We start from the raw sequence: 23,887 nt of genomic DNA on the forward strand, positions 1-23,887 counted from the left end.
GGCGCGGGGGTTGCCCTTGTGCGGGCAGCCGGTGTAGAGGACGCCATCACCGAATTGGGATCGAGGTAAGGCCAAATGGCAGGCCATTCGAAATGGGCGAACATCCAGCATCGCAAGGGCAAGCAGGACAAGCTGCGCTCGAAGATGTTTTCCAAGCTGTCGAAGGAAATCACCGTCGCGGCCAAGATGGGGATGCCTGACCCCGAAATGAACCCGCGTCTGCGGCTGGCAGTCAAGGCCGCGAAGGCCGTGTCGATGCCGAAAGACGTGATCGACCGGGCGATCAAGAAAAGCCAGATGGGCGACGGGGCGGATTACACCGAGATCCGCTATGAAGGCTATGGCGTCAACGGGATCGCGATCATCGTCGAGGCGATGACCGACAACCTGAACCGCACCGCGTCGAACGTGCGGTCCTATTTCACCAAATGCGGTGGGAACCTGGGCACGACCGGCAGCGTCGCGCACAGCTTCGACCGGGTGGGCGAGATCACCTATCCCGCCTCGGCTGGTTCGGCCGACGATGTGATGATGGCGGCGCTGGAGGCGGGCGCGGACGACGTGGAATCGGACGAGGACGGGCACTGGATCTATTGCCAGGTCGAGAACCTGTCGGAAGTGTCGGACGCGCTGGAGAAGGCGCTGGGCGAATCCACCGAATCCAAGCTGGTCTGGAAGCCGCAGACCCGGACCGAGGTTGACCTGGAAACCGCGCAAAAGCTGATGCGGCTGATCGATCTTCTGGAAGAGGACGACGATGTGCAGACGGTGACGCATAACTTCGACGTTCCCGAGGATGTCGCCGCGGCGCTGTAAGCCGCGGAATTCTGAAGAAGAATTCCGGGCCGGAAATCGTTCGATTTCCGGTCTGGGGCGCGGGCGGCAAAGGAAAGCCTTGCAATTGCGGCCGCCAGGCCCCATGTGGGTCAGGCAAAGCTTCTTCTCTTTCGTTCTACTGTCTGCTTCGGCCTTCAGCTTCGATCGTGACGACACTAGGCCAGGCCACCGCACGCTGCGGGTGGCATACATGACAGGAGACATCACGATGGCCAATGGCACCGTGAAATGGTTCAACGCCACCAAAGGCTTCGGCTTCATCGCTCCCGCGGGCGGTTCCAAGGACGTTTTCGTCCACGTGACCGCGCTTGAGCGTGCGGGCATCCGCTCGCTGCCCGATGGGCAGGCCGTGACCTACGACATCGAGCAGGATCGCAACGGCCGTGAATCGGCTGTGAACCTGGCTCTGGCGTAAGCCTTATCCCTTCGGGGGTTCGGGAACGGGGGTGGCGCAAGCCGCCCCCGTTTTCTATTGCACCAACGCCATGCGCGCCGCACGGCGGATCGCCTGGGTCACCGGGGCCAGGGCAGGGGCCGCAAGGCGGGTAAACTGCCAGTGCAGCGCAACGTCGAGGGGGGTGTCCGGCACCAGTTCGACCAGGGCGCCGGCGGCAAGGTGGGGGGTGACCAGCGCCTCGGGGTTCATGCCCCAGCCGAGGCCGGCGATACAGGCATCGACAAAGCCCTGCGACGAGGCCATGCGGTGCGTGGGCAGCGCCCGGCGCGCGCCGGTCTGGCGACTGGCCCAGAGGTCCTGCAGGCGGTCCATGTCCGAGAAGGTCAGCGTCGGGGCCTGGGCCAGGGCCTGAGCGGTGACGCCCTGCGGGAACCAGCGGTCACGATAGGTGGGCGCGGCGGTGGCGCGGTAGCGCAGGGCGCCAAGCGGCAGCGTGTCGCAGCCTTGCAGCGGGCCGGGATGGGCGGTGATGGCGGCCACCACCTCACCACGCCGAAGCCAGTCCTGGCTGACCTCCTGGTCGTCGATGACAAGGTCGAAGAGGAGGCCCTCGGTCGCGGCAAGGGCCGGGATGACCCAGGTGGCCAGGCTGTCGGCGTTGACCGCGATGCGCAGGGTGGTGCGGGTCGGCGTCAGGCCGAGGTCATGGGCCAGGGTGCGTTCCAGCAGGGCGATCTCGTCATGGTGGCGGATGAGGCGCACGCCCGGCTCGGTCGCGCGGCAGGGCTGGCCGCGGCGGATGAGAAGGGTGCCGGTCGCTTCCTCCAGCGCCTTGATGCGCTGGCTGATCGCCGAGGGCGTGACGTGCAGTTCCGCCGCCGCAAGGTCGAAGGCCCCGCGGCGGTGGACGGCGGCAAGGGCGGCGAGTTGGGCGGGGTCCAGCATTAGCTGTGCTTAATCCAAGGCAGGAAGATTAACTGGAGTTTGTCAGGTCGCGGCCGTAGGTCAAGGGCCAGGCGCTGGGCCAGGACCGACGGGCGGAGCCTCCGGCGGGGATATTTTCAGAAGGGAAAGCTGCGGGGCGCGGCTTTGAGGTGGGTTATGGCAGAGCGGGATCTTGCGGTGTTGTTGCGCGGGATGGAGCCGGCGTTGCATCCCGAGCCCTACGGTTTTGCGGTCTGGGAGGGCGCGCTGCCGTTCCAGCCCTTTGCCACGGTAGCCGAGGTCGAGGGGCTGACGGTGGTGGCGGCCTTGGCCGATCTGGGCGGGGGCGAGGCCTGGGCGCGGATCAGCCTGACCGTCCACAGCGACCTGGCGGCGGTGGGGCTGACGGCGGCCTTTGCCACGGCGCTGGCGGCCGAGGGGATCAGCTGCAACGTGATCGCGGGGGTGCATCACGATCATCTCTTCGTCCAGTGGGACCGGCGCGAGGCTGCGATGGCGGCACTGCAGGAGTTGTCCCGTGCTTGAGGCGGCGCTGAACGGCTATTTCGTGGCGGTGAGCCTGATCCTGGCGATCGGGGCGCAGAATGCCTTTGTCCTGCGGCAGGGCCTGCGGCGCGAGCATGTCGCGGCGGTGGTGGCGGTCTGTGCAATCTCGGATGCGATCCTGATCGGCGCGGGGGTGGCGGGCTTCGGCACGATCTCGGCCCGGCTGCCCTGGTTCGGCGAGGCGATGCGCTGGCTGGGGGTGGCGTTCCTGCTGGTCTATGGCGCCCTGCGGTTCCGGGCGGCGGCGCGGGGGGGCGCGGCGCTGCGGCCGTCGGACACCGGATCGGCGCCTTTGGGCAAGGTGCTGGCGACCTGTCTGGTGCTGACCTGGGCCAATCCGCATGTCTATCTGGATACGGTGGTGCTGATCGGGTCGATCTCGGCGCAATATGCGCCCTATCAGGTGGCGTTCGGGGTGGCGGCGGCCTTTGGCTCGTTGAGTTTCTTCACCGCGCTGGGGTTCGGGGCGCGGCTGCTGGCGCCGGTCTTTGCCAAGGCTTCGGCCTGGGTCTGGCTGGAGCTGGGCGTGGGGCTGGTGATGTGGGCCATTGCGGCGGGGCTTGCCTTCGGCTGATCCGGGGGTATCAAGGCGCGATGCGCGCGCTGTCGGACCTTGGCCGCCCCGTCGAGGGGGTGTTGTGGATGCTGGCCACCGGCGTCGCCTTTGTCGGCGTCAACGGGATCGTCCGGCATCTGGGCACCGATCTGCCGGCGGCGCAGTCGGCCTTCATCCGCTTTGCCTTCGGGCTGGTCTTTCTGGCGCCTGCGCTGCTGGCGATGCGAGGTACGGCGCTGCCCAAGGGGATCTGGCCCCTGTTCCTGTGGCGGGGCGGGCTGCATGTCGCGGCGGTGATCTTCTGGTTCTGGGCCATGGCGCGGGTTCCGGTGGCCGAGATGGCGGCAATCGGGTTCCTGAACCCGGTGATCGTGCTGGTGATCGCGGGGCTTTTGCTGGGCGAGGGGTTGGGCAAGGGGCGGGTCGTCAGTGTCCTTGTGGCGCTGGCGGGGGCGCTGATCGTGCTGCGGCCGGGGCTGCGCGAGGTGAGCCCAGGGCATCTGTCGCAGCTGGCGGCGACGGTCTGCTTTGCGGTGAGCTATATCTTTGCCAAGCGGTTAAGCGGGATGGCCCCGGCCTCGGTCGTGGTGGGGGTCTTGTCGGTGACGGTGGCACTGGGGCTTTTGCCCATCGCGCTGTGGGTCTGGCAGCCGGTGAGCGGGGTGCAACTGGCCTGGCTGGCGGCGGTCGCGGCGCTGGCGACGCTGGGGCATTACACGATGACGCGGGCCTTCAGCGCCGCCCCACTGGCGGTGACGCAGCCGGTAACCTTTTTGCAGATCCTGTGGGCGACGCTGCTGGGCGCCATGGTCTTTGGCGAGGCGGTGGACGGGTTCGTGGTCCTGGGGGGCGCGCTGATCGTAGGCGCGGTTTCGCTGAACACCTGGGCCGAGGCGCGCCGGGGCCGTATCCCGCCGCAGCCCGAGCCTTGAGGCCGGGTGGGCGGATCGCCCACCTTGCGCTGTTGCGTCGGTGCGGGGGCCAGCGCGCGCCAAGGTCAGCCGGTGTTGACGCCTTTTCCCTAGGGTCGCGGGCCACGGCGATCCTGCGGAGGTATCCATGCCCGACGAAACGACGATCCTGTCGCTGCCCCTGATCCTTCCGGCGCAGGCGCAGAAACACGTCACCCATAACGAAGCGTTGGCGCAGTTGGACCTGATCGTCCAGCTGACGGTCATCGACCGGGTGCAGACCACGGCTCCGGCGCTGCCGGCGGTCGGCGACCGGCATATCGTGGCGGCGGGGGCGACGGGGCCCTGGGTCGGGCAATCCGGGCGCATCGCGCTTTACACCGCGACTGGCTGGCAGTTCACCCAGGCCCTGCCCGGCTGGCGCGCGCATGTCCTGGCCGAGGGCCAGACGGCGGTCTTTGACGGGCTGTCCTGGACGGCGCTGTCGGATGGCGAGCTGGAGGTGTCGCGGCTTGGCGTCTCGGCCAGCCCGGATGGGGTGAACCGACTGGCGGTCTCCGCGCCGGCGACGCTTTTGAACCATGCGGGGGCGGGGCATCAGCTGAAGCTGAACAAGGCCACGGCGGGGGATACCGCAAGCCTGTTGTTCCAGACCGGATTCGGCGGGCGGGCCGAGATGGGGACGGCCGGGTCGGATGATTTCAGCGTCAAGGTCAGCGCGGATGGCGCGACCTGGTTCACCGGGCTGGAGGCGGACGGGGCCACGGGCGAGGTGACCCTGCCGCAGCCCTTGCATCTGGGCGGCCAGGCGGTTGATCCGGCGACCCCGGTCGATGGGACGCTGTGGCTGAATACCACCACGGGCGAGGTGAAGGTCCGCTCGGCCGGGGCGACGCTGCCGCTGGGCGGGGGTGGCGGGGTGACGGACGGGGACAAGGGCGACATCAGCGTCTCGGGCAGCGGCGCGGTCTGGAGCATCGACGCGGGGGCGGTGACGCTGGACAAGCTGGCGCCGATGGCGACCGACAGTCTGCTTGGCCGCGACACGGCGGGCACGGGCGCGCCGGAAGTGCTGAGCCCGGCGCAGGCGCGGAGCATCCTGAACGTGGCGGATGGGGCCACAGCGAACGCCAGCGATGCGGCGTTGCGCGACCGGGCGACGCATACGGGCACGCAGGCCGCCGCGACGAACGGCGATTTTGCCGAGGCGGTGGATGACCGGGTGGCCGGGCTGCTGGTGCCGGGGGCGAACATCAGCCTTGCCTACAACGACACGGCCGGGACGCTGACGGTGTCTGCCACGGCTGGCGGGGTGACGGACGGGGACAAGGGCGACATCACCGTTTCGGGCAGCGGGGCGGTCTGGAGCATCGACGCCGGGGCGGTGACGAACGCCAAGCTGGACGACATGGCCAGCGGCACGATCAAGGGCCGCGTCGCGGCGGGGGCGGGTGCCCCGCAAGACCTGACGGGCGCGCAGGTGACGGCGCTTTTGGACGACTTCACCAGCACGACCAAGGGTGTGGTGCCGGCCTCGGGCGGGGGGACGGCGAATTTTCTGCGGGCGGATGGGACCTGGGCGGCCCCGGCCGGCGCTGGTGGTGGATCGGGCGACGTGGTCGGCCCGGCGAGTGCCACGGACCGGGCGCTGGTCCGCTTTGACGGCACGACCGGCAAGCTGGTTAGCGCAGGCGACGTGACGCTGAGCGACGGCGGCGTGTTGACCCTGCCCACCGCGACCCTGCCACCAGCGCCGGATGCCGGAAAGCTGGCGATGTATGCCCGCTCGGTCGGCGGGCGCATGTTGCCGGTGGTGATGGGGCCGTCGGGCCTGGATTCGCCGCTGCAGCCGCATCTGGGCCTGAACCGTGCGGTCTGGTGGATTCCGCATGGCAACAGCAGCACCGCCTTCACCGCGATGGGCATGACCGTCACCGCGACCGGCACGGCGACTGCGATGAACGTGTCCACCGGGTCGCTGTTCACCATGATGCGGCGGATTGGCTATCGGGTGACCACGGCGTCGACGACGGCGGTGGTGTGCTGGCGCGGATCGGCGAACCAGCATTCGGTCGGCGGGACGATTGCGGGGCTGGGCGGGTTCCACATGATTGCGCGCTGGGGCGGGGACACCGGCATGAGCAACGCCAGCCACCGCTGCTTTGTCGGCCTGCGCCCCACCGCGACGCCCACGGATGTGAACCCGTCCACTTTGACGAACATCGTCGGGGTGGGCTACGACGCTGCCGACACGACCTTCCACGTGATGACCAACGACGGCAGCGGGTCCGCCACCAAGGTCAACCTGGGCGCGGGCTTCCCCAAGCCCAATGTGGACGCGCAGGATGTCTATGAGCTTGCCCTGTTCTCGCCGCCCGGAACGGTGCAACTGGTCAACTACCGGCTGCGCAACCTGACCACAGGGGCCGAGGCGGCCGGGACGGTCACCTCGGACCTGCCGTCGGCAACGACGCTGATGGCACCCTACATGCTGTTGAGCGTGGGGGGCGTCTCGTCGGTCATCGGCCTGTCGGTCAAGTGCATCTACATCGAGACGGATTACTGAGCATGGCAAGGTACCACGTCCTGCTGAACGCCGTTGGCGAGCCGGTCTGGGTCGGCACCGAGCCGGTCGAGGGGGCGGTCGAGGTCGAGGCCGAGAGCCCGGCCTTCCTGGCTGCCCATGCGCTGGGCAGCGGCGGGCGCTGGGTCAGGCGCAAGCTGACCCCGCCGCCCGCACCGACGGCCGAGGAGCAGGCCGCCGCCCGTGCGGCCGAGCGCGAGGCCGCGCGGCAGGACCGGCGCGAGGCGGTGCGGGTGGCCATGGAGCAAGAGGCCGACCCGGTGTTCTTCGAGTGGCAGCGCGGCGAGGCGACCCAGGCGGACTGGCTGGCCGCGGTCGCCGCAGTGCGCGCACGGTTTCCCAAGCCCGAGGGCTGAAGCCCCGCCCATGGCGGAGTTTGACAGGCGCCACGGGCCTGCATAGACAGGTCTGTGGTCGTTTGAAGGACGTGCAACATGCGCATTGCGATGATCGGAACGGGCTATGTGGGGCTGGTCTCGGGCGCGTGCTTTTCGGATTTCGGGCATGACGTGATCTGCGTCGACCGGGACGCCGGCAAGATCGAGCGGCTGAACCGCGGCGAGGTGCCGATCTTCGAGCCGGGTCTTGCGGCGCTGATCGCCAAGAACACGGCCGCCGGGCGGCTGTCGTTCACGACCGACCTGGTTGCCGCCGTGGACGGGGCCGAGGCCGTGTTCATCGCCGTGGGCACCCCGACGCGGCGCGGCGATGGCCATGCCGACCTGACCTATGTGATGGCCGCCGCCGAAGAGATCGGGCGCGCGCTGACCGGCCACGCGGTGGTGGTGACCAAGTCCACCGTCCCGGTCGGCACCAACCGCAAGGTCGCCGAGACGATCCGCGCGGCGAACCCTCAGGCAAAGTTCGACGTCGCCTCGAACCCCGAATTCCTGCGCGAAGGTGCGGCGATCGACGATTTCATGCGCCCCGACCGGGTGGTGATCGGCGTCGAAAGCCAGAAGGCGCGCAAGGTGATGGCCGAGCTTTATCGCCCCCTCTCGCTGCGCGATTTCCCGGTGGTCTATACCGACCTGGAAAGCGCCGAGATGATCAAATACGCAGCCAACGCCTTTCTTGCGACCAAGATCACCTTCATCAACGAAATTGCCGCCCTGTGCGAAAGGGTCGGCGCGGATGTGAAGGCCGTGGCCAAGGGCATGGGCATGGACGGCCGCATCGGCGACAAGTTCCTGCATGCTGGCCCGGGCTATGGCGGAAGCTGTTTCCCAAAGGATACCAAGGCATTGGCCCGGATCGGCCAGGACCATTCGGTGCCGTTGCAGATCGTCGAGGCCGTGATCAAGGTCAACGATGAGGTCAAGCGGCGGATGATCGACAAGATCGTCGACGCCTGCGACGGCACGCTGCGCGACCAGACCATCGCGGTCCTGGGCGTGACCTTCAAGCCGAACACCGACGACATGCGCGACGCGCCCTCGCTGACCATCGTGCCGGCGCTGGTCGGCGCGGGGGCGAAGGTGCGGGTCTGCGATCCCCAGGGCCAGCACGAGGGGACCGCGCTGTTGCCGGGCGTCAAGTGGGTCGACAACCCCTATCAGGCCGCCACCGGTGCCGATCTGGTCATCCTTCTGACCGAGTGGAACGAGTTCCGCGGCCTGGACCTGGCCAAGCTGGCGCGCAAGATGACGGTCCCCCGTATGGCGGATCTGCGCAACATCTATGACCGGGCCGAGGTGCTGGAAGCCGGCTTTGCCACCTATGTCGCTGTCGGCCGCTAGATCGCAATTGCCGAAAATCCGGTGCAAAGGTCCGATTTCCGCCCGGATGCCTTCAGCCTGAAGTAACGACGCTCTGCCAGCCTGATCCCTGGGTATATAGGGTCTGTGTGGGGCTCGGGGTGTTCAACGTCCATGTTGTGGAGACGTTCACGGCTGCGCCGCTGAACATGGTCTCTGGCATTTCTGATATGGAACTGGTGGTGCGGGGTGGGAACCTCGTGCTGTACACGGCCACGCGTGCGGGCGGGGGCGTCCTGGCGCTGGACGTGGACGGCGCGATGACGCTGGTCGACCAGGAAAACATGGCCGCCGGCACGACGCTGCCGGCGCCGGCCGGGCTGGACCTGCTGACAGTGAACGGGGCGCAGCATTTGGTGGTATCGGGTGCGCACCAGTCCGGGGTGCGCACGTTTTCGCTGCAGGCCGACGGGGCGCTGGTTACCGGTTTGCAGCTGCCCGGCAGCCTGACCGGCACGATCTGCGCCCAGACTGTCGTCCAGGTCGGCGGCGCGACCTTCTTCTACGCCGCCCGTCCGGGCGAAGCGACGGTCCACGCCTATGCGGTCTCGGCCTCGGGCGCGATGACCCAGCTTGCGCCGCGGGTGATGGCCGGGCCGCAACCGGGAATCGACATTTCGGCCATGACCTCGGTCCGCGTCGGGGCGGATACCTTTCTGGTCAGCCTGTCCCTGGGCGCCGATGTGGTGCGCGCCTTCCGCATCCAGCCGGACGGCACCCTGGCGACCCCCACGGTGCTTGGCGCCCCACAGGGCCTGGGCATGGCCAACCCTTCGGATGTCGAGGTGGTGGAGGTCGGGGGGCGCAGCTACCTGCTGGTCGCCGCCTCCGGCTCATCCTCGGTCAGCGTGATCGAGATCGCGGCCGGCGGGGTGATGCGGGCGGCCGACCATGTGATCGACACGCTGGACACGCGCTTTCAGGGCGTCCAGGCGATCGAGACCGTGACGATCGGCGACCGCGTGCTGGTGATCGCCGGTGGCGCGGACGGCGGGATCACCGTGATGCTGCTGACGCCCGAGGGGCTGCTGCTTCCCGTCGGCCAGCAGCTGCACCTGCCGGGCCTGGCGCTGGACAACATCACCGCGATGACGGCGCGGGTGGTGGACGGCAAGGTCGACCTTTTCGTCGCCAGCGAAGGCGCCGGCATCACCCGGCTGCAGATCGATCCCGGCCCGCTCGCCCCGATGATCCAGGGCGGGGCCGAGGCCGCCAGCCTGACCGGAAGTGCCGCAGGCGACCTGATCCTGGGGGGCGAGGGGGACGAGACGATCCGCGGCGAAGGCGGCGCCGACATCCTGATCGACGGTGCGGGCAATGATGTGCTGTACGGCGGGGCCGGGGCGGACCTCTTCGTCCTGTCGGCGGATGGGAACACCGACACGATCCAGGATTTCCAGTTGGGAATCGACAAGATCGACCTGTCCGCCTGGGGCCGCATCCACGCGCTGTCCAGCCTTGCGATCACCGCCACGGCCACCGGCGCAAGCATCAGCTATGGCGACGAAGTGCTTGAAATCCGGTCGGCGAACGGCCTGCCGATCCTGCCGCAGGCCTTCCGTGCGACCGATTTCGTCGGCCTCTGGCATGCGCTGCCCGATCCGGCCTATGCCGACGACCAGATCCGCGGCACCGCCCAGATCGACTCGCTGGTGGGCACCGATGGCGACGACATGTTCATGGTCACCGTTGGCCCCGATACCCTGGTCGGCGGCGCGGGCTTCGACCGCATCGCCTTTTCCGAGGCGTTGGCAGGCGTCCGGGTCAACCTGCAGTCGCCCCACCTGAACCTGGGCCTCGCCCAGGGCCAGGTCTTTCTGGGCATCGAAGGCGTCATCGGCTCACGCTTCAACGACAGCCTGACCGGCGACAGCGGCCAGAACCTGCTGGACGGCAGCGACGGGGCGGACCGGATCTGGGGGCTGGCCGGGTCCGACAGCCTCTACGGCGGCGCGGGCAACGACACGATCTCGGGCGGCCTGGGGGCCGACCTTATCGACGGTGGTGCCGGCCGCGACCGTGCCAGCTATCGCGAAGCGGCCGAGGGCGTCCGACTGGACCTCTTCGCCCCCGGCCTCAACGCAGGTGAGGCGGCCGGCGATCTTTTCATCGCGATCGAGGAATTCGAAGGCAGCATTCACGCCGATACCCTGTCCGGCGACCACCTGGCGAACATCCTGTTCGGTGTCGGCGGCAACGATCTGGTCGAAGGCCGGGGCGGCAACGATTCGCTCTACGGCAACGATGGCTCGGACACGCTGGTCGGCGGGGCGGGGGCCGACCGGCTGGAGGGGAACGCAGGCCTGGACTACGCCAGCTATGCCGACAGCAGCACCGGCCTGACGCTGGACCTCAAGACGCCCAGCCTGTCCTCGGGTGACGCGGCGGGCGATACCTTCATCACCATCGAGGGCTTCCTGCTGACCGCCTTCAACGACCGCTTCTTCGGCTCGGACGGCGGCGATCTGGTCGATGGCCGCGCCGGCAACGATACGCTGGACGGCCGCCTTGGCGCCGACTGGCTGGCGGGGGGTGCGGGGAATGACCTTCTTTACGGCGGCGAGGGGGATGACACGCTGTTGGGCGGGGCCGGGGCGGACCGGCTGGAGGGGGGTCTGGGGCGCGACCGGGTCAGCCATGCCGATGCGACGGCGGGGGTCCGGGCCGACCTTGCGGCACCGGCGGGCAACCTGGGCGATGCGCGGGGCGACCTCTATCTGGGGATCGAGGACCTTGAGGGCTCGGCCTTCGCCGATGCGCTTCTGGGTGACGCGCTGGCGAACCTGGTGCTGGGGCTGGAGGGGTCTGACAGCCTCTGGGGCCGGGCGGGCAACGACACGCTGGACGGCGGGGCGGGGGACGACACGCTCTTGGGCGGCCTCGGCGCCGACACGCTGATCGGCGGCGCGGGGCTGGACCTGGCGAGCTACGGCGAGACGACGACGGTGCTGCGGATCGACCTGGCCGATCCCGGGCAGAACACCGGCGAGGCGGCGGGGGATGTCTATCTCGGGATCGAGGGGCTGATCGGCGGGGCCGGGGCCGACACCATGGCGGGCGACGCGGCGGCGAACCTTTTGCTGGGCGGGGCGGGCAACGACCAGATCCGCGGCCGCGACGGCGACGACAGCCTGGACGGGGGCCTGGGCCATGACAGCCTCTGGGGCGATGCGGGCGCGGACAGCCTGTGGGGCGCGGCGGGCGACGACCAGCTGTGGGGCGGGGCGGGGGACGACCGGCTTTATGGCGGGGACGGCAACGACAGCCTGTGGTCCGGGGCGGGGGCGGACCTGATCGAGGGCGGCCTGGGGCTCGACACCGCGCTCTGGCTCGACGCGACCGAGGGGATGGTGCTGGACCTGGCCGACCAGGGCCGCAACGCCGGGGCGGCGGCGGGCGACAGCCTGGCGGGGGTCGAGGCGGTGGTGGCGACCGGCCTTGACGACCGGCTGGCGGGCGACAGCCTGGCCAACAGCTTCCGGGGCGAGGGCGGGGCGGACTGGCTGGCGGGCGGGGCGGGGAATGACCTTCTTTACGGCGGCGAGGGGGATGACACGCTGTTGGGCGGGGCCGGGGCGGACCGGCTGGAGGGGGGTCTGGGGCGCGACCGGGTCAGCCATGCCGATGCGACGGCGGGGGTGCGGGCCGACCTTGCGGCACCGGCGGGCAACCTGGGCGATGCGCGGGGCGACCTCTATCTGGGGATCGAGGACCTGGAGGGCTCGGCCTTCGCCGATGCGCTTCTGGGCGACGCGCTGGCGAACCTGGTGCTGGGGCTGGAGGGGTCCGACAGCCTTTGGGGCCGGGCGGGCAACGACACGCTGGACGGCGGCGCGGGGGACGACACGCTCTTGGGCGGCCTCGGCGCCGACACGCTGATCGGCGGCGCGGGGCTGGACCTGGCCAGCTACGGCGAATTCACCACTGCCGTCCTGATCGATCTGGCCGACCCGTCGCGCAATCGGGGCGAGGCGGCATTGGATATCCTGATCGAGATCGAAAATCTGGCCGGGACCTCGGCCGCGGATTCGCTATACGGCGATGACCTGGGCAATCTGCTTCTTGGCGGGGCCGGCAATGACCTGCTGTTCGGCCGGACGGGCGCTGACAGCCTGGAAGGCGAGGCGGGCGACGACTTTCTGGAGGGTGGTGAGGGCAACGATTTTCTGAGTGGCGGAGTGGGCAACGACCGGCTTTATGGCGGATCGGGCGACGACGTGCTGATCGGGGGGGCCGGGCGCGACCTTCTGGACGGGGGCGAGGGGTATGATCTGGCCAGCTACCGCACGGCGACCGCAGCGGTCGGGATCGACCTGTTGCAGCCCGGCCTGAACAGTGGCGATGCCCTGGGCGATGTCCTGATCGGGATCGAGGCCTATGAACTGGGGTTCGGCAACGATCGCTTCCTGGGCAGTCTGGCGAATGATCGTGTCAACGGCCTGGCCGGAAACGATATGCTGGACGGACGGGCAGGCGATGACTGGCTGGCCGGCGGGGCGGGCAATGACTCGCTGTATGGCGGCGGGGGCGATGACTGGCTGCTGGGCGGCGCGGGCAATGACCGGCTGGACGGCGGGGCAGGGCTGGACATTGCCAGCTATGCGGACGCGACGGCGGGCGTCGTGGCGGATCTGGCCACCCCCGCACTGAACCAGGGCGACGCGCGGGGCGATCTGTACATCGGGATCGAGGGGCTGGAAGGCTCGGCCCTGAACGACAGTCTGGCGGGCGACGGCGGGTCCAATCGGCTGCTGGGCGGGGCGGGCAATGACAGTCTCTCGGGCCGGGCGGGCGATGACTGGCTGGATGGCGGTGCAGGCGACGACTGGCTGACCGGCGGCACCGGGGCCGATACCTTCGTCTTTACCGGTGGCCGGGATGTGCTGACCGACTTCACCGAAGGCAGCGACCGGATCCAGCTGTCGGCCGATCTGTGGTCCGGCGATCCGCCCGAGGTGGAGGACCTGCTGGCCAGTGCGACGGTGACGGCAACCGGGGTGGTGATCGACCTTGGCGCGGCGGGGACACTGGACATCCGGGGGATTTTCGACACATCACTTCTGGCCGACGATATCCAGTTCGTCTGACGGAGAGAGCGATGACCAAGGTGCTGGTGACGGGCGGGGCGGGCTATATCGGGGCCCATGCCTGCAAGGCGCTGGCACGGGCGGGGTTCGTGCCGGTGGCCTTCGACAATCTGACGACCGGCTGGGCCGAGGCGGTGAAATGGGGCCCGCTGGTGCGGGGCGACCTGATGGACCGCGCCACGATCGACGCCGCCCTGGCCGAACATCGCCCGGTCGCCGTCCTGCATTTCGCGGCCCTGTCGCTGGTCGGCCAGTCGATGCAGGACCCCGGCCATTATTGGCGCGTCAATGTCGGCGGGGCCTTGAACCTGCTGGAGGCCTGTGCGGCGGCGGGCGTGCAGAATTTCGTCTTTTCGTCAACCTGCGCGACCTATGGCGACCAGGACGGGGTGCTGCTGACCGAGGACACGCCGCAGCGTCCGATCAACGCCTATGGCGGGTCGAAACTGGCGATCGAGGGCATGGTCCGCGATTTCGGCGCGGCCTTCGGGATCAACCATGTGATCTTCCGCTATTTCAACGTGGCCGGTGCCGACCCCGAAGGCGAGGTCGGCGAACAGCACAGGCCCGAGACGCATCTGATCCCGCTGTTGCTCGATGCGGTGGCGGGCAAGCGCCCGGCGCTGACGCTGCATGGGACCGACTATCCGACGCCGGACGGCACCTGCGTGCGCGACTATGTCCATGTGACCGACCTGGCCCAGGCGCATGTTCTGGGGTTGCGGCGGCTTTTGGACGGGGCGGGCAACGGGATCTTCTGCCTGGGCACCGGACGCGGGTTTTCGGTGCGCGAGGTGATCGAGGCCAGCCGGATCGTCACCAACCGCGAGGTGCCGGTGGTGATCGGCCCCCGCCGGGCGGGGGATGCGGCGGCGCTGGTCTCGTCGTCCACGCTTGCGGTGCAGGACTTGGGGTGGGAGCCGCAGCGTTCCACCCTGCGCCAGATGATCGGCGATGCCTGGGCCTGGGCGCAGAAACCGGGTTTCAGCGCCTGATCCGGGCGCGGCGGCGATTTCCGTCCCGATCAGAGGTCCCAGTCCCGCGGGCGCTTTGTCGGCGTAACCGTCTGATCCAACAGCCCCAACCAATCGCCCCGGATCGCCAGCTTGCGTTCCGCGCCCCAATCCCCGGTGACGGTCAGCACATCGCCTTCCAGCATCACCCCCGCCACCGCCTGGCCCGAGGGCCAGCGGATCGCGCCCAGGATATGCCGGACCTCGGCCGTCCCATGCGGATCAAGCTGCAGAAGTGCGGGCTGGCCGGCGGCAGTCAGCGGGTCCGGCTCCTCACGCGAGGACAGGCCCAGCACGGGCAGCGCCGCGCCTTCCTCGACGCCCAGGCAGCCCAGGTGCCGGCCGTTCCAGGGTGCGTAATCGCGTCCGCCGTTCGAATGCCACAGCATTGTCATCGGCAGCGCGCGGGCATTCTTCAGCGACAGGAATAGGTCGCCCTCCTTGGGTCGGACCACGGCGGTCCAGCCCAGCCGCGCGGTCGGGTCCTCGATCCCGGCCACGAAATCCTCATGCTGCGGGCCCCAGGGATACCGGTGCAGGTTCAGCGTGCCGCCGTCCGCCCCCGGAAACTCGGCCGCGTCCTCGGCCCGGCGGGGATAGGCCAGGGCAGAGCGGCCTTGTGTCGTTTCCAGCGGCTCGGCCAGCGTTTCCCACCAGCGCTTGCGCGAGAAGGAAAGCTTGGCCCCGTTCGGGACATGGAGCATCGCGTGGTTCGACACCGGCAGCGCCCCATGCCCGCCGATGAAAAGATGGCGCTGATAGACGAAGGGATGGCCATCCTCGACCGACAGCTCCTTGACCACGGTCGCGCCGTGGACTGCGCCTTCAAGAACCGCGCGCAACTGGCCCGCGCCGCAGGGAAGGACCTGCCAGTCGCCGTTCGCGCACAGCCCGTGCAGCCCATCCGTTCCCGGCCCCATCGGCGCGGCCAGAAAGTCGCCGGCCAGCCAGGCCTGGTGCGGCGGGGCCTCGGCCGGAACCTCCCAGGCGGCCCAAGGGGCGTGGTGCAGGGGCGCGATCTCCACACCCTCGTCCGTCACGGTGAACTGGCGCAGGACGCCGCCCCGGGCGGCGAAGCTGGCGGTGATGCCCTGGGCGCTGATCGGGTGAAGCATGGCGCGGTCCTTTTCGCCGCAGACTAGACCTGGCAGCGTGCAAAGGGAACTGGCATGTCAGTTTACGCGGCGCTAGGCTGACCGCAAAGCAGCGGAGGGCGGGCATGGGACGGCTGGACGGCAAGGTGGTCTTGGTGACGGCGGCAGGCGCGGGGATCGGGCGGGCCTCGGCGCTGGCGATGGCGCGGGAAGGCGCGCGGGTCATCGCGACCGACGTGAACGCCGATGCGCTGTCCGGGATGGCGGGCTGCGAGACACGGGTCCTGAACGTGCGCGACCCAGCGGCGATCACCCAGACTTTCGCCGAGGTCGGCATCCCCGACGTCCTGTTCAACTGCGCGGGCTTCGTGGCGAATGGCACGATCCTGGATTGTGACGAGGAGACCTGGGCCTTCAGCCTGGATTTGAACCTGACCGCGATGTTCCGCATGTGCCGGGCGGTGCTGCCGGGGATGATCGAACGGGGGCACGGCAACATCATCAACATGGCCTCGGTCGCGGGGTCGATCATCGCGGCGCCGAACCGGGCGGTCTATGGGGTGACAAAGGCCGGGGTGATCGGGTTGACCAAGGCGATCGCGGCGGATTTCGTGGCAAAGGGCATTCGCTGCAACGCCGTCTGTCCCGGCACGGTCGACACGCCGTCGTTGCGGCAGCGGATGCAGGATAGCGGCGATTACGAAGCCGCGCGCAAGGCGTTCCTGGCGCGGCAGCCCACCGGGCGGATGGCGACGGCCGAGGAAATCGCGGCGCTGGTGGTCTATCTTGCCTCGGACGAATCCAGCTTCACGACCGGCGTCGCGCATGTGATCGACGGCGGCTGGTCCAATACCTGACCGGGTGGCCCTGTCGTAGGGTGGGGTTCGACCCCACCTTACGCTGTCACGTCCGGCAGTTTCCGCCGCCGAGGTCGGCCAGGATCGGGCAGTCCGGCCGTTCGTCGCCCGCACAGGCGTGGACCAGATGCTCCAGCGTCGCCTTCATCTCTTCCATCTCGCGAATGCGCGCGGTCAGGGCCGCCACCTGATCCTCGGCCAGCCGCCGGACCTCGGCACTGGCGCGGGACCGGTCGCGCCACAGCGCCAGAAGGTCACCCACCTTCTCCATCGGAAAGCCCAGATCGCGGGCGCGGCGGACAAAGCGCAGGATCTGCACCTCTTTCGGACCATAGGTCCGGTAGCCCGCCCCGGTGCGCCCGGCGGGCGGGATCAGGCCGGTTTCCTCATAATAGCGGATCATCTTGGCCGACACGCCCGAGGCGGCGGCGGCCTCGCCGATGTTCATCATGCGCGGACTCCATAGCGTTTCAGCCGCAAGGCGTTGGTGATGACAAAGACCGAGGACATCGCCATCGCCCCGGCGGCAAGAACGGGGGACAACAGGATGCCGAAGGCAGGGTACAAGACCCCCGCCGCGACCGGGATCAGCGCGGCATTGTAGGCAAAGGCCCAGAACAGGTTCTGCCGGATATTGCCCAAGGTCGCCTGCGACAGCCCGATCGCCTGGGCCAGCGCCGGCAATTGGCCCGCGACCAGCACGACCTCGGCCGCCTCGATCGCCACTTCGGTGCCGGTGCCCATGGCGATGCCCACATCCGCCTCGGCCAGGGCCGGCGCGTCGTTGATGCCGTCGCCGGCAAAGGCCAGCCGGCCCTGCGCCTTCAGCTTGTGCAGGGCCTCGACCTTGCCTTCGGGGGTGACCTCGGCCACCACCTCGTCGATGCCAAGGTCGCGGGCGATGGCGCGGGCGGTGCGGGCGTCGTCGCCGGTGATCATCGCCAGCCGCAGGCCACGTGCCTTCAGCGCCGCAATCGCCTCGGGCGTGGTGGGTTTGATCGCATCGGCCACCGAGAGCAGCGCCACCACCTTTCCGCGCCGCGAGGCATAGACCGGGCTTTCGCCGCGATCCGCAAGGGCGGCGGCCTGATCGGTATAGGCGGCGATGTCGATCCCCCGCGCCGTCATCTCGCGCGCGGCACCGACGACGACCTCCTCACCGCCGATCATCGCGCTTACGCCATGGCCGGGCGAGGCGCGGAAGTCGGTGGCTTCGGGCAGGTCCAGACCCTCGGCCGCGGCGACGATGGCGCGGGCGACTGGGTGTTCCGACCGCGCCTCGACCGCGGCGATCAGGGGCAGCAGCACCGCGCGCGTCTCACCCGGCGCGGGGTGGAAGGACAGGAGGCGCGGCTTGCCTTCGGTCAGCGTGCCGGTCTTGTCGAAGGCCACGATCTGCACCCCTTGCAGCGCCTGCAGCGCCTCGCCCTTGCGGAAGAGGATGCCCAGTTCCGCGCCCCGGCCGGTGCCGACCAGGATCGAGACCGGCGTGGCCAACCCCATCGCACAGGGGCAGGCGATGATCAGGACGGCGACGGCATTGACCAGCGCCATCGGCAGCGCAGGGGCCGGGCCGAAGGCCAGCCAGACCAGGAAGGTCAGCGCGGCGGCAGCAATAACCACCGGCACGAACCACAGCGTCACCTTGTCGACCAGCGCCTGGATCGGAAGCTTCCCGCCCTGCGCGGCCTCGACCATGCGGATGATCCGGGACAGGACCGTGTCGGCCCCCACGGCGGTGGCCTGCAGGACCAGCGCGCCGGCCTGGTTGACCGTGCCGCCGATCACCTTGTCGCCGGGATGCTTCTCGGCCGGGACCGGCTCGCCCGTGACCATGCTTTCGTCGACCCAGCTTGCGCCCTCGGTCACCACCGCGTCGACCGGCACCCGCTCGCCAGGGCGCAGGTCCAGCAGGTCGCCGGGCCGCACCTCGGCCACGGGCAAGTCCTGCACCACGTCGCCCCGCCGGACATGGGCGAGTTGCGGCTGCAAGGCGACCAGCCGCCGGATCGCCTGCGAGGACCGGCCCTTGGCCCGCGCTTCCAGCAGGCGGCCCAGCAGGATCAGCGTGACGATCACCGCTGCGGCTTCGAAATAGACGACGACCGTGCCGCTGGGCAGCAGGGCCGGGAGGAAGGTCGCCAGCGTCGAATAGGCCCAGGCCGCGCCGGCCCCCAGCGCCACAAGGCTGAACATGTCGGGGGCACCCTTCACCAGCGCGGGGATGCCTTTCAGGAAGAACCGCCGCCCCGGCCCGGCCAGCACCGCCGTGGTCAGCAGGAACTGGATCAGCCAGCTGGCACCCTGGCCGATGGTCCCCAGAATCCAGTGGTGGAAGGCCGGGACCAGATGCGCCCCCATTTCCAGCACAAAGACCGGCAGGGTCAGCGCCGCCGCCAGGATCAGGTCGCGCTTCAGCCGGGCCTCTTCGGCCGCGGCGCGGGCTTCGGCCTCGTCGCGGGGGGCGTCGGGGGCGGCGACATGGGCGGCATAGCCCGCGCCCTTAATCGCCGCGACCAGCGCGTCGGGCCCTGCCAACCCCTCGACATGCGCGCTTTCGGTGGCAAGGTTCACCGTCGCCAGCGTCACACCCGGCACGGCCTTCAGCGCCCGCTCGACCCGGCCGACGCAAGAGGCGCAGGTCATCCCCTCGACCACCAGATCAATGGGCTGGGCGGGCACATCATAGCCCGCGGCCTTTATCGCACCAACGACAGCCTCTGGCGCGGCGGTCCCGGTCACTTCGGCGCGGCCGGTGGCCAAGTTCACCGCGGCCGAGGTCACACCCGGCACGGCCTTCAGCGCACGTTCGACCCGGCCCACGCATGAGGCGCAGGTCATACCTTCCACGGGAAGGGTCATGGAAATCGGGGTCTGGTCGGTCATGGCGGTCCGCTCCTTTGCGTGGGACCTGACCCATATGGACCTTCCCACCATAGGAAGGTCAACCCTTTCGACGTCGATTTTTTCCTGATCCCCGAAAGCGGCCATAAACCGCCGGCGTCAGACCTCGACCCGGATCGCCTTGCCCTGCGCGATGGCCAGATCTACGACAGCCGCCGCGACGGCCAGATCCTGCAGCCCGACCCCGGTGCCGTCGAAGAGGGTGATCTCCTGGTCCGAGCGGCGGCCCGGATCCGCCCCGGTGATGACCCGGCCCAGTTGCACGACGTCCGCTTCGGCGATCAGGCCCTGCGCGACCGCGTGCTGCGCTTCGCCGATGCTGATGGACTGCGCGACCTCATCCGTAAAGACCCGCGCACCGGCCAGAAGCTGGGGATCCACCTCCTGCTTGCCCTTGGTGTCGGTGCCCATGCAGGCCAGATGCGTGCCGGGACTGACATGGTCGGCCATCAGGATCGGCGCGAAGGACGAGGTGATGGTGACGATCACATCCGCCGCGCGCAGCCCTTCCAGCGGAACCGCCTCGAAGGGCAGGCCGACCTCCTCGGCCACGGCGGCAAGGCCGGGCAGCATCTCGGGGTGCAGGTTCCAGCCGATCACCCGCTCGAACGCGCGCTGCTCCAGCGCCGCGCGCAACTGGAACTTGGCCTGATGCCCGGCGCCGACCATGCCCAGGACGCGCGCATCCGGCCGCGCCAGATGCCGGATCGACACGGCCGAAGCGGCGGCCGTGCGCAACGCGGTCAAGAGGTTGCCCCCGACCATCGCCACAGGCTGGCCGGTGTCGGGATCGAACAGGAACACGGTGGACTGATGATTGATCAGCCCGCGCCGTTCCAGGTTGTGCGGCCAGTAGCCCCCGGCCTTCAGGCCCAGGACCTTGCCCGCCCGGTCAAACCCGCCCTTGAAGCCGTAAAGCGCGTCCTCGTGCCCCAAGGCTTCGCGCACCACGGGAAAGTTGCGCGCCTCGTCGCGGGCCATGGCGGCAAAGACCTGCTCGACCGCCGTAAAGGCGGCCTCGCGGGTCATCAGGCTGGCGATCTGGGCCTCGGGGACGATCCACATGGTCAGTACGCCTTGCCGCGGGCCGAGACCGGCCAGACCACCTCGACCTTGCCGTTGCGAACCCCGACATACCAGTCATGCACGTTGCAGGTCGGGTCGCAGTGACCGGGGACCAGCCGCAGCTTGTCGTTCACCTTCAGCACCCCTTGCGGATCTTCGACCACGCCATGTTCATCGCTGCACTTGACGTATTTCACATCCGTCCGGCCAAAGATCACCGGCAGACCGCTGTCCACCGACTGCGCCTTCAGGCCCGCATCCACGATGGCCTTGTCGGCCTTGGCGTGGCTCATCACGCTGGTCAGGATGAACAGTGCATTCTCCCATTCGCCCTGATCGATGCGCTTGCCGTCCTTGTCCAGGATGCGGCCGTAATCGGCATCCATGAAGGCATAGCTGCCGCACTGAAGCTCGTTGTACACGCCCGAGGTGGACTCAAAATAATAGCTGCCCGTGCCGCCGCCGCCGACGATGTCGCAGTCCAGCCCCTCGGCCTTCAGCGCATCGACCGCGTCCTTCACCTGGGCGACGGCCAGGTCGATCTTGGCCTTCCGGTCGTCATAGCTGTCCATGTGCTGCATCGCGCCCTGATAGGCCTGGAGGCCGGCGAACTTCAGCCCCGGTGCTGCGTCGATGGCCTTGGCCAGCGCCACCACGTCCGGCGTCGTCTTGACACCGCAGCGCCCGGCGCCGCAGTCGATTTCAACCAGGCATTCGATGGTGGTGCCATGCTTCACCGCCGCCGCCGACAGGTCGGCCACATTGTCCAGCATGTCGACGCAGACGATGGTCCGCGCACCAAGTTTCGGCAGGCGGGCAAGCCGGTCGATCTTGGCCGGGTCGCGCACCTGGTTCGACACCAGCACATCCTTGATCCCGCCGCGGGCGAACACCTCGGCCTCGGACACCTTCTGGCAGCAGACCCCGACCGAGCCGCCCAGCCGTTCCTGCAGCTTGGCGACATCGACGGACTTGTGCATCTTGCCATGCACCCGGTGCCGCATCCCGTGGGCGCGGGCATAGTCGCCCATCTTCTTGATGTTCCGCTCCAGCGCGTCCAGGTCCAGGACCAGACAGGGCGTCTGGATATCGGCCTCGTCCATGCCGGGCAGGGCAGGGATGTCATAGCCCACTTCCAGGCCTTCGAAAGTTGTCTGCTTGTTCATGGTAATCACCCTTTCATCCAGGGAAGTTTGTCCAGATCGACGTTGCCGCCAGTCACGATGATGCCAACGCGCTTGCCGCGGAAGGCATCGGGGTTCTTCAGGACCACCGCCAGCGGCACCGCGCTGGAGGGTTCCAGCACGATCCGCAGGTGCTTCCACGCCAGCTTCATCGCCGCCACGATCTCATCCTCGCTGGCGGTGTAGATCTCGCTGACGTGCGAGGACACGAAGTGCCAGGTCAGGTCCTTCAGCGGGACCAGCAAGCCATCGGCGATGCTTTTCGGCGCGTCGTCGGCGATGATCTGCCCGGCCTTGAAGCTGCGATAGGCGTCGTCGGCGGTCTCGGGCTCGGCCGCGATGACCCTGGTCTCGGGCGCCAGGGTCGCCAGCGTCAGGCAGGTGCCCGAGATCATGCCGCCCCCGCCGATCGGCGCCACGACCATGTCAAGGCCGCCCGTCTGCTCCATGAACTCACGCGAGCAGGTGCCTTGGCCCGCGATCACGCGCGGATCGTTGTAGGGGTGGACGAAATCGCCCCCCGTCGCCGCCTGCACCGTGGCAAAGGTCGCCTCGCGGCTGGTGGTCGACGGCTCGCATTCGGTGATCACCCCGCCATAGCGGCGCACGGTGTCCTTCTTGGCCTGCGGGGCGGTGCGCGGCATCACCACGTTGCAGGGAATCCCCCGCAGCATCGCCGCATAGGACAGGCACGAGGCGTGGTTGCCCGAAGAATGCGTCGCCACCCCGCGCCGGGCCTTATCCTCGTCCAGGCCAAAGACCGCATTGGTCGCGCCGCGCACCTTGAAGGCGCCGGGTTCCTGAAAGTTCTCGCATTTGAAGAACAGGTGTGCCCCGGTCAGCTCGTCCAGATAGTCCGAGGTACGGACCGGCGTCAGGCGGATATGCGGACGGATGCGGTCATGCGCGGCCAGCATGTCGTCATAGGTCGGGATCAGCATCTCAGGCCGCCTTCTTCGCTTGCAACGCATGGCCGCGGTAATAGTCCTGCGCCGCCGCCACGCCCGACCCCAGACGGATGTTCAGACCCAGGTCGGCCATGACCATCTCGGCCGTGGCCAGCCCCGCCAGCGTCATCACGTCGGTCAGGCTGCCCAGATGGCCGATGCGGAACACCTTGCCCGCGACCTCGCCCAACCCGGTGCCAAAGGCCACGCCATAGCGTTCGGCGGCATGGGCCACGATCCGGCTGGCGTCGAACCCGGCCGGCGTGCGGATCGCGCTGACCGTATCGGACTGGACCGAAGCATCCACCGCGCACAGCTCCAGCCCCCAGGCGCTGACCGCCCGGCGCACACCCTCGGCGATGCGGTGGTGGCGGGCAAAGACGTTCTCCAGCCCCTCCTCCAGCAGAAGCGAGCTGGAATAGCGCAAGCCGTTCATCAGGCCGACCGGCGGCGTATAGGGGAAGGCGTTGTTGGCATAGCCCTTGGCCATGTCCTGGATGTCAAAGAAGGTGCGGGGCAGGGTGGCCGTCCGCCCGGCCTGCACCGCACGATCCGAGAACCCCAGGATCGCCAGCCCGGCCGGCAGCATGAAGCCCTTCTGGCTGCCCGTCACCGCCACGTCCACGCCCCATTCGTCAAAGCGAAAGTCCATCGAGCCAATCGAGGACACGCCATCCACGAACAGCATCGCCGGATGCTTCGCCGCGTCGATCGCCCGGCGCACGGCGGCAATGTCCGACCGCACGCCGGTCGCGGTCTCGTTATGGGTGGCCAGGACCACCTTGATCTCGTGGCCGGTGTCGGCGGTCAGGATTTCCTCGAACCTTGCGGTGGGGATGCCCTCGCCCCAGGGGGTTTCCACGATCCGAACCTTCAGCCCGTGGCGCTGGCACATGTCGATCCAGCGGTGGCTGAACATCCCGTTGCGCGCCGCCAACACCGTATCGCCGGGCGACAGGGTGTTGCTGATCGCCGTCTCCCAGCCGCCGGTCCCGGTCGAGGGGAACAGGAACACCTGCGCGGCCTCCGACTTCAGCACCTTGCGGACGTTGTCCAGGCAGGGATGCAGGATCGCCCCGAACAGCGGCGAGCGGTGGTCCAGCGTCGGCATGTCGCACGCCTTGCGGACATCCTCGGGCATGTTGGTGGGGCCGGGAATGAAAACGGGGTTCTGGAAGCTCATGGCGGGTCTCCTGTCCTGAA

Annotated in this window: 19 protein-coding genes; 11 read left to right on the forward strand and 8 right to left on the reverse strand. The window is 68.8% G+C overall.

Going from position 1 to position 23,887, the window contains the following annotated elements; translation table 11 throughout:
* Positions 1 to 75: 75 nt before the first annotated feature.
* A complete protein-coding gene (locus CXR42_RS17415; protein ID WP_103258860.1) occupies positions 76 to 816 on the forward strand; it encodes a YebC/PmpR family DNA-binding transcriptional regulator in 741 nt (246 codons plus the stop codon).
* 229 nt (positions 817 to 1,045) lie between these two features.
* Positions 1,046 to 1,252 (forward strand): cold-shock protein, encoded by a 207-nt coding sequence (locus tag CXR42_RS17420; protein ID WP_103258861.1) that lies wholly within the window; start codon positions 1,046 to 1,048, stop codon positions 1,250 to 1,252.
* A 54-nt stretch (positions 1,253 to 1,306) separates the two neighbouring features.
* On the opposite strand, the gene CXR42_RS17425 is transcribed toward CXR42_RS17420, so the two are convergent.
* Positions 1,307 to 2,179: a LysR family transcriptional regulator ArgP gene (locus CXR42_RS17425; protein WP_103258862.1), complete on the reverse strand. Its 873-nt coding sequence runs from the start codon at positions 2,177 to 2,179 to the stop codon at positions 1,307 to 1,309.
* Positions 2,180 to 2,335: 156 nt separating this feature from the next.
* On the opposite strand from CXR42_RS17425, the gene CXR42_RS17430 reads away from it, so the two are divergent.
* From CXR42_RS17430 to galE, 8 genes are all read left to right on the forward strand, one after another.
* Positions 2,336 to 2,704 carry an ACT domain-containing protein gene (locus tag CXR42_RS17430; protein WP_103258863.1) on the forward strand — a complete coding sequence of 123 codons (369 nt, stop codon included), beginning with the start codon at positions 2,336 to 2,338 and terminating at the stop codon, positions 2,702 to 2,704.
* Positions 2,697 to 3,299, forward strand: a complete 603-nt coding sequence (locus CXR42_RS17435) for a LysE/ArgO family amino acid transporter (RefSeq protein WP_103258864.1) — start codon at positions 2,697 to 2,699, stop codon at positions 3,297 to 3,299. The genes CXR42_RS17430 and CXR42_RS17435 overlap by 8 nt, the downstream gene beginning before the upstream one ends.
* A gap of 20 nt (positions 3,300 to 3,319) precedes the next feature.
* A complete protein-coding gene (locus CXR42_RS17440; RefSeq protein ID WP_245875481.1) occupies positions 3,320 to 4,213 on the forward strand; it encodes a DMT family transporter in 894 nt (297 codons plus the stop codon).
* A gap of 127 nt (positions 4,214 to 4,340) precedes the next feature.
* Entirely contained in the window at positions 4,341 to 6,758 is a 2,418-nt protein-coding gene (locus CXR42_RS19660; RefSeq protein ID WP_219727963.1) for a DUF2793 domain-containing protein, read from the forward strand.
* Positions 6,759 to 6,760: 2 nt separating this feature from the next.
* A complete protein-coding gene (locus CXR42_RS17450) occupies positions 6,761 to 7,132 on the forward strand; it encodes a hypothetical protein (protein WP_103258865.1) in 372 nt (123 codons plus the stop codon).
* Positions 7,133 to 7,210: 78 nt separating this feature from the next.
* Positions 7,211 to 8,515 carry a UDP-glucose dehydrogenase family protein gene (locus tag CXR42_RS17455; RefSeq protein WP_103258866.1) on the forward strand — a complete coding sequence of 435 codons (1,305 nt, stop codon included), beginning with the start codon at positions 7,211 to 7,213 and terminating at the stop codon, positions 8,513 to 8,515.
* 119 nt (positions 8,516 to 8,634) lie between these two features.
* Positions 8,635 to 13,620 carry a calcium-binding protein gene (locus tag CXR42_RS17460; protein WP_103258867.1) on the forward strand — a complete coding sequence of 1,662 codons (4,986 nt, stop codon included), beginning with the start codon at positions 8,635 to 8,637 and terminating at the stop codon, positions 13,618 to 13,620.
* An 11-nt stretch (positions 13,621 to 13,631) separates the two neighbouring features.
* Positions 13,632 to 14,615 (forward strand): UDP-glucose 4-epimerase GalE, encoded by a 984-nt coding sequence (gene galE / locus CXR42_RS17465; protein ID WP_103258868.1) that lies wholly within the window; start codon positions 13,632 to 13,634, stop codon positions 14,613 to 14,615.
* Positions 14,616 to 14,644: 29 nt separating this feature from the next.
* On the opposite strand, the gene CXR42_RS17470 is transcribed toward galE, so the two are convergent.
* Positions 14,645 to 15,748 carry a hypothetical protein gene (locus tag CXR42_RS17470; RefSeq protein WP_103258869.1) on the reverse strand — a complete coding sequence of 368 codons (1,104 nt, stop codon included), beginning with the start codon at positions 15,746 to 15,748 and terminating at the stop codon, positions 14,645 to 14,647.
* A gap of 104 nt (positions 15,749 to 15,852) precedes the next feature.
* Between CXR42_RS17470 and CXR42_RS17475 the strand changes: the two genes are divergently transcribed.
* A complete protein-coding gene (locus CXR42_RS17475) occupies positions 15,853 to 16,584 on the forward strand; it encodes an SDR family oxidoreductase (protein ID WP_103258870.1) in 732 nt (243 codons plus the stop codon).
* A gap of 46 nt (positions 16,585 to 16,630) precedes the next feature.
* Here CXR42_RS17475 and cueR read toward each other — a convergent pair whose 3' ends face one another.
* The 6 genes from cueR to bhcA all read right to left on the reverse strand — a co-directional run bounded on the left by cueR (position 16,631) and on the right by bhcA (position 23,867).
* Positions 16,631 to 17,032: a Cu(I)-responsive transcriptional regulator gene (cueR, locus tag CXR42_RS17480; RefSeq protein WP_103258928.1), complete on the reverse strand. Its 402-nt coding sequence runs from the start codon at positions 17,030 to 17,032 to the stop codon at positions 16,631 to 16,633.
* Positions 17,032 to 19,470: a heavy metal translocating P-type ATPase gene (locus CXR42_RS17485; protein WP_103258871.1), complete on the reverse strand. Its 2,439-nt coding sequence runs from the start codon at positions 19,468 to 19,470 to the stop codon at positions 17,032 to 17,034. Before CXR42_RS17485 ends, cueR begins: the two co-directional genes overlap by 1 nt.
* Positions 19,471 to 19,587: 117 nt before the next feature.
* Positions 19,588 to 20,553 (reverse strand): iminosuccinate reductase BhcD, encoded by a 966-nt coding sequence (gene bhcD, locus CXR42_RS17490; protein WP_103258872.1) that lies wholly within the window; start codon positions 20,551 to 20,553, stop codon positions 19,588 to 19,590.
* 2 nt (positions 20,554 to 20,555) lie between these two features.
* On the reverse strand, positions 20,556 to 21,719 hold the full coding sequence (gene bhcC, locus CXR42_RS17495) for a 3-hydroxy-D-aspartate aldolase BhcC (protein ID WP_103258873.1): 1,164 nt from the start codon (positions 21,717 to 21,719) through the stop codon (positions 20,556 to 20,558).
* A gap of 5 nt (positions 21,720 to 21,724) precedes the next feature.
* On the reverse strand, positions 21,725 to 22,678 hold the full coding sequence (gene bhcB, locus CXR42_RS17500; RefSeq protein ID WP_103258874.1) for a beta-hydroxyaspartate dehydratase BhcB: 954 nt from the start codon (positions 22,676 to 22,678) through the stop codon (positions 21,725 to 21,727).
* 1 nt (position 22,679) lies between these two features.
* Entirely contained in the window at positions 22,680 to 23,867 is a 1,188-nt protein-coding gene (gene bhcA / locus CXR42_RS17505) for an L-aspartate--glyoxylate aminotransferase BhcA (RefSeq protein WP_103258875.1), read from the reverse strand.
* Positions 23,868 to 23,887: the final 20 nt, after the last annotated feature.

Source organism: Tabrizicola aquatica, assembly GCF_002900975.1.
Classification (GTDB): Bacteria; Pseudomonadota; Alphaproteobacteria; order Rhodobacterales; family Rhodobacteraceae; genus Tabrizicola; species Tabrizicola aquatica.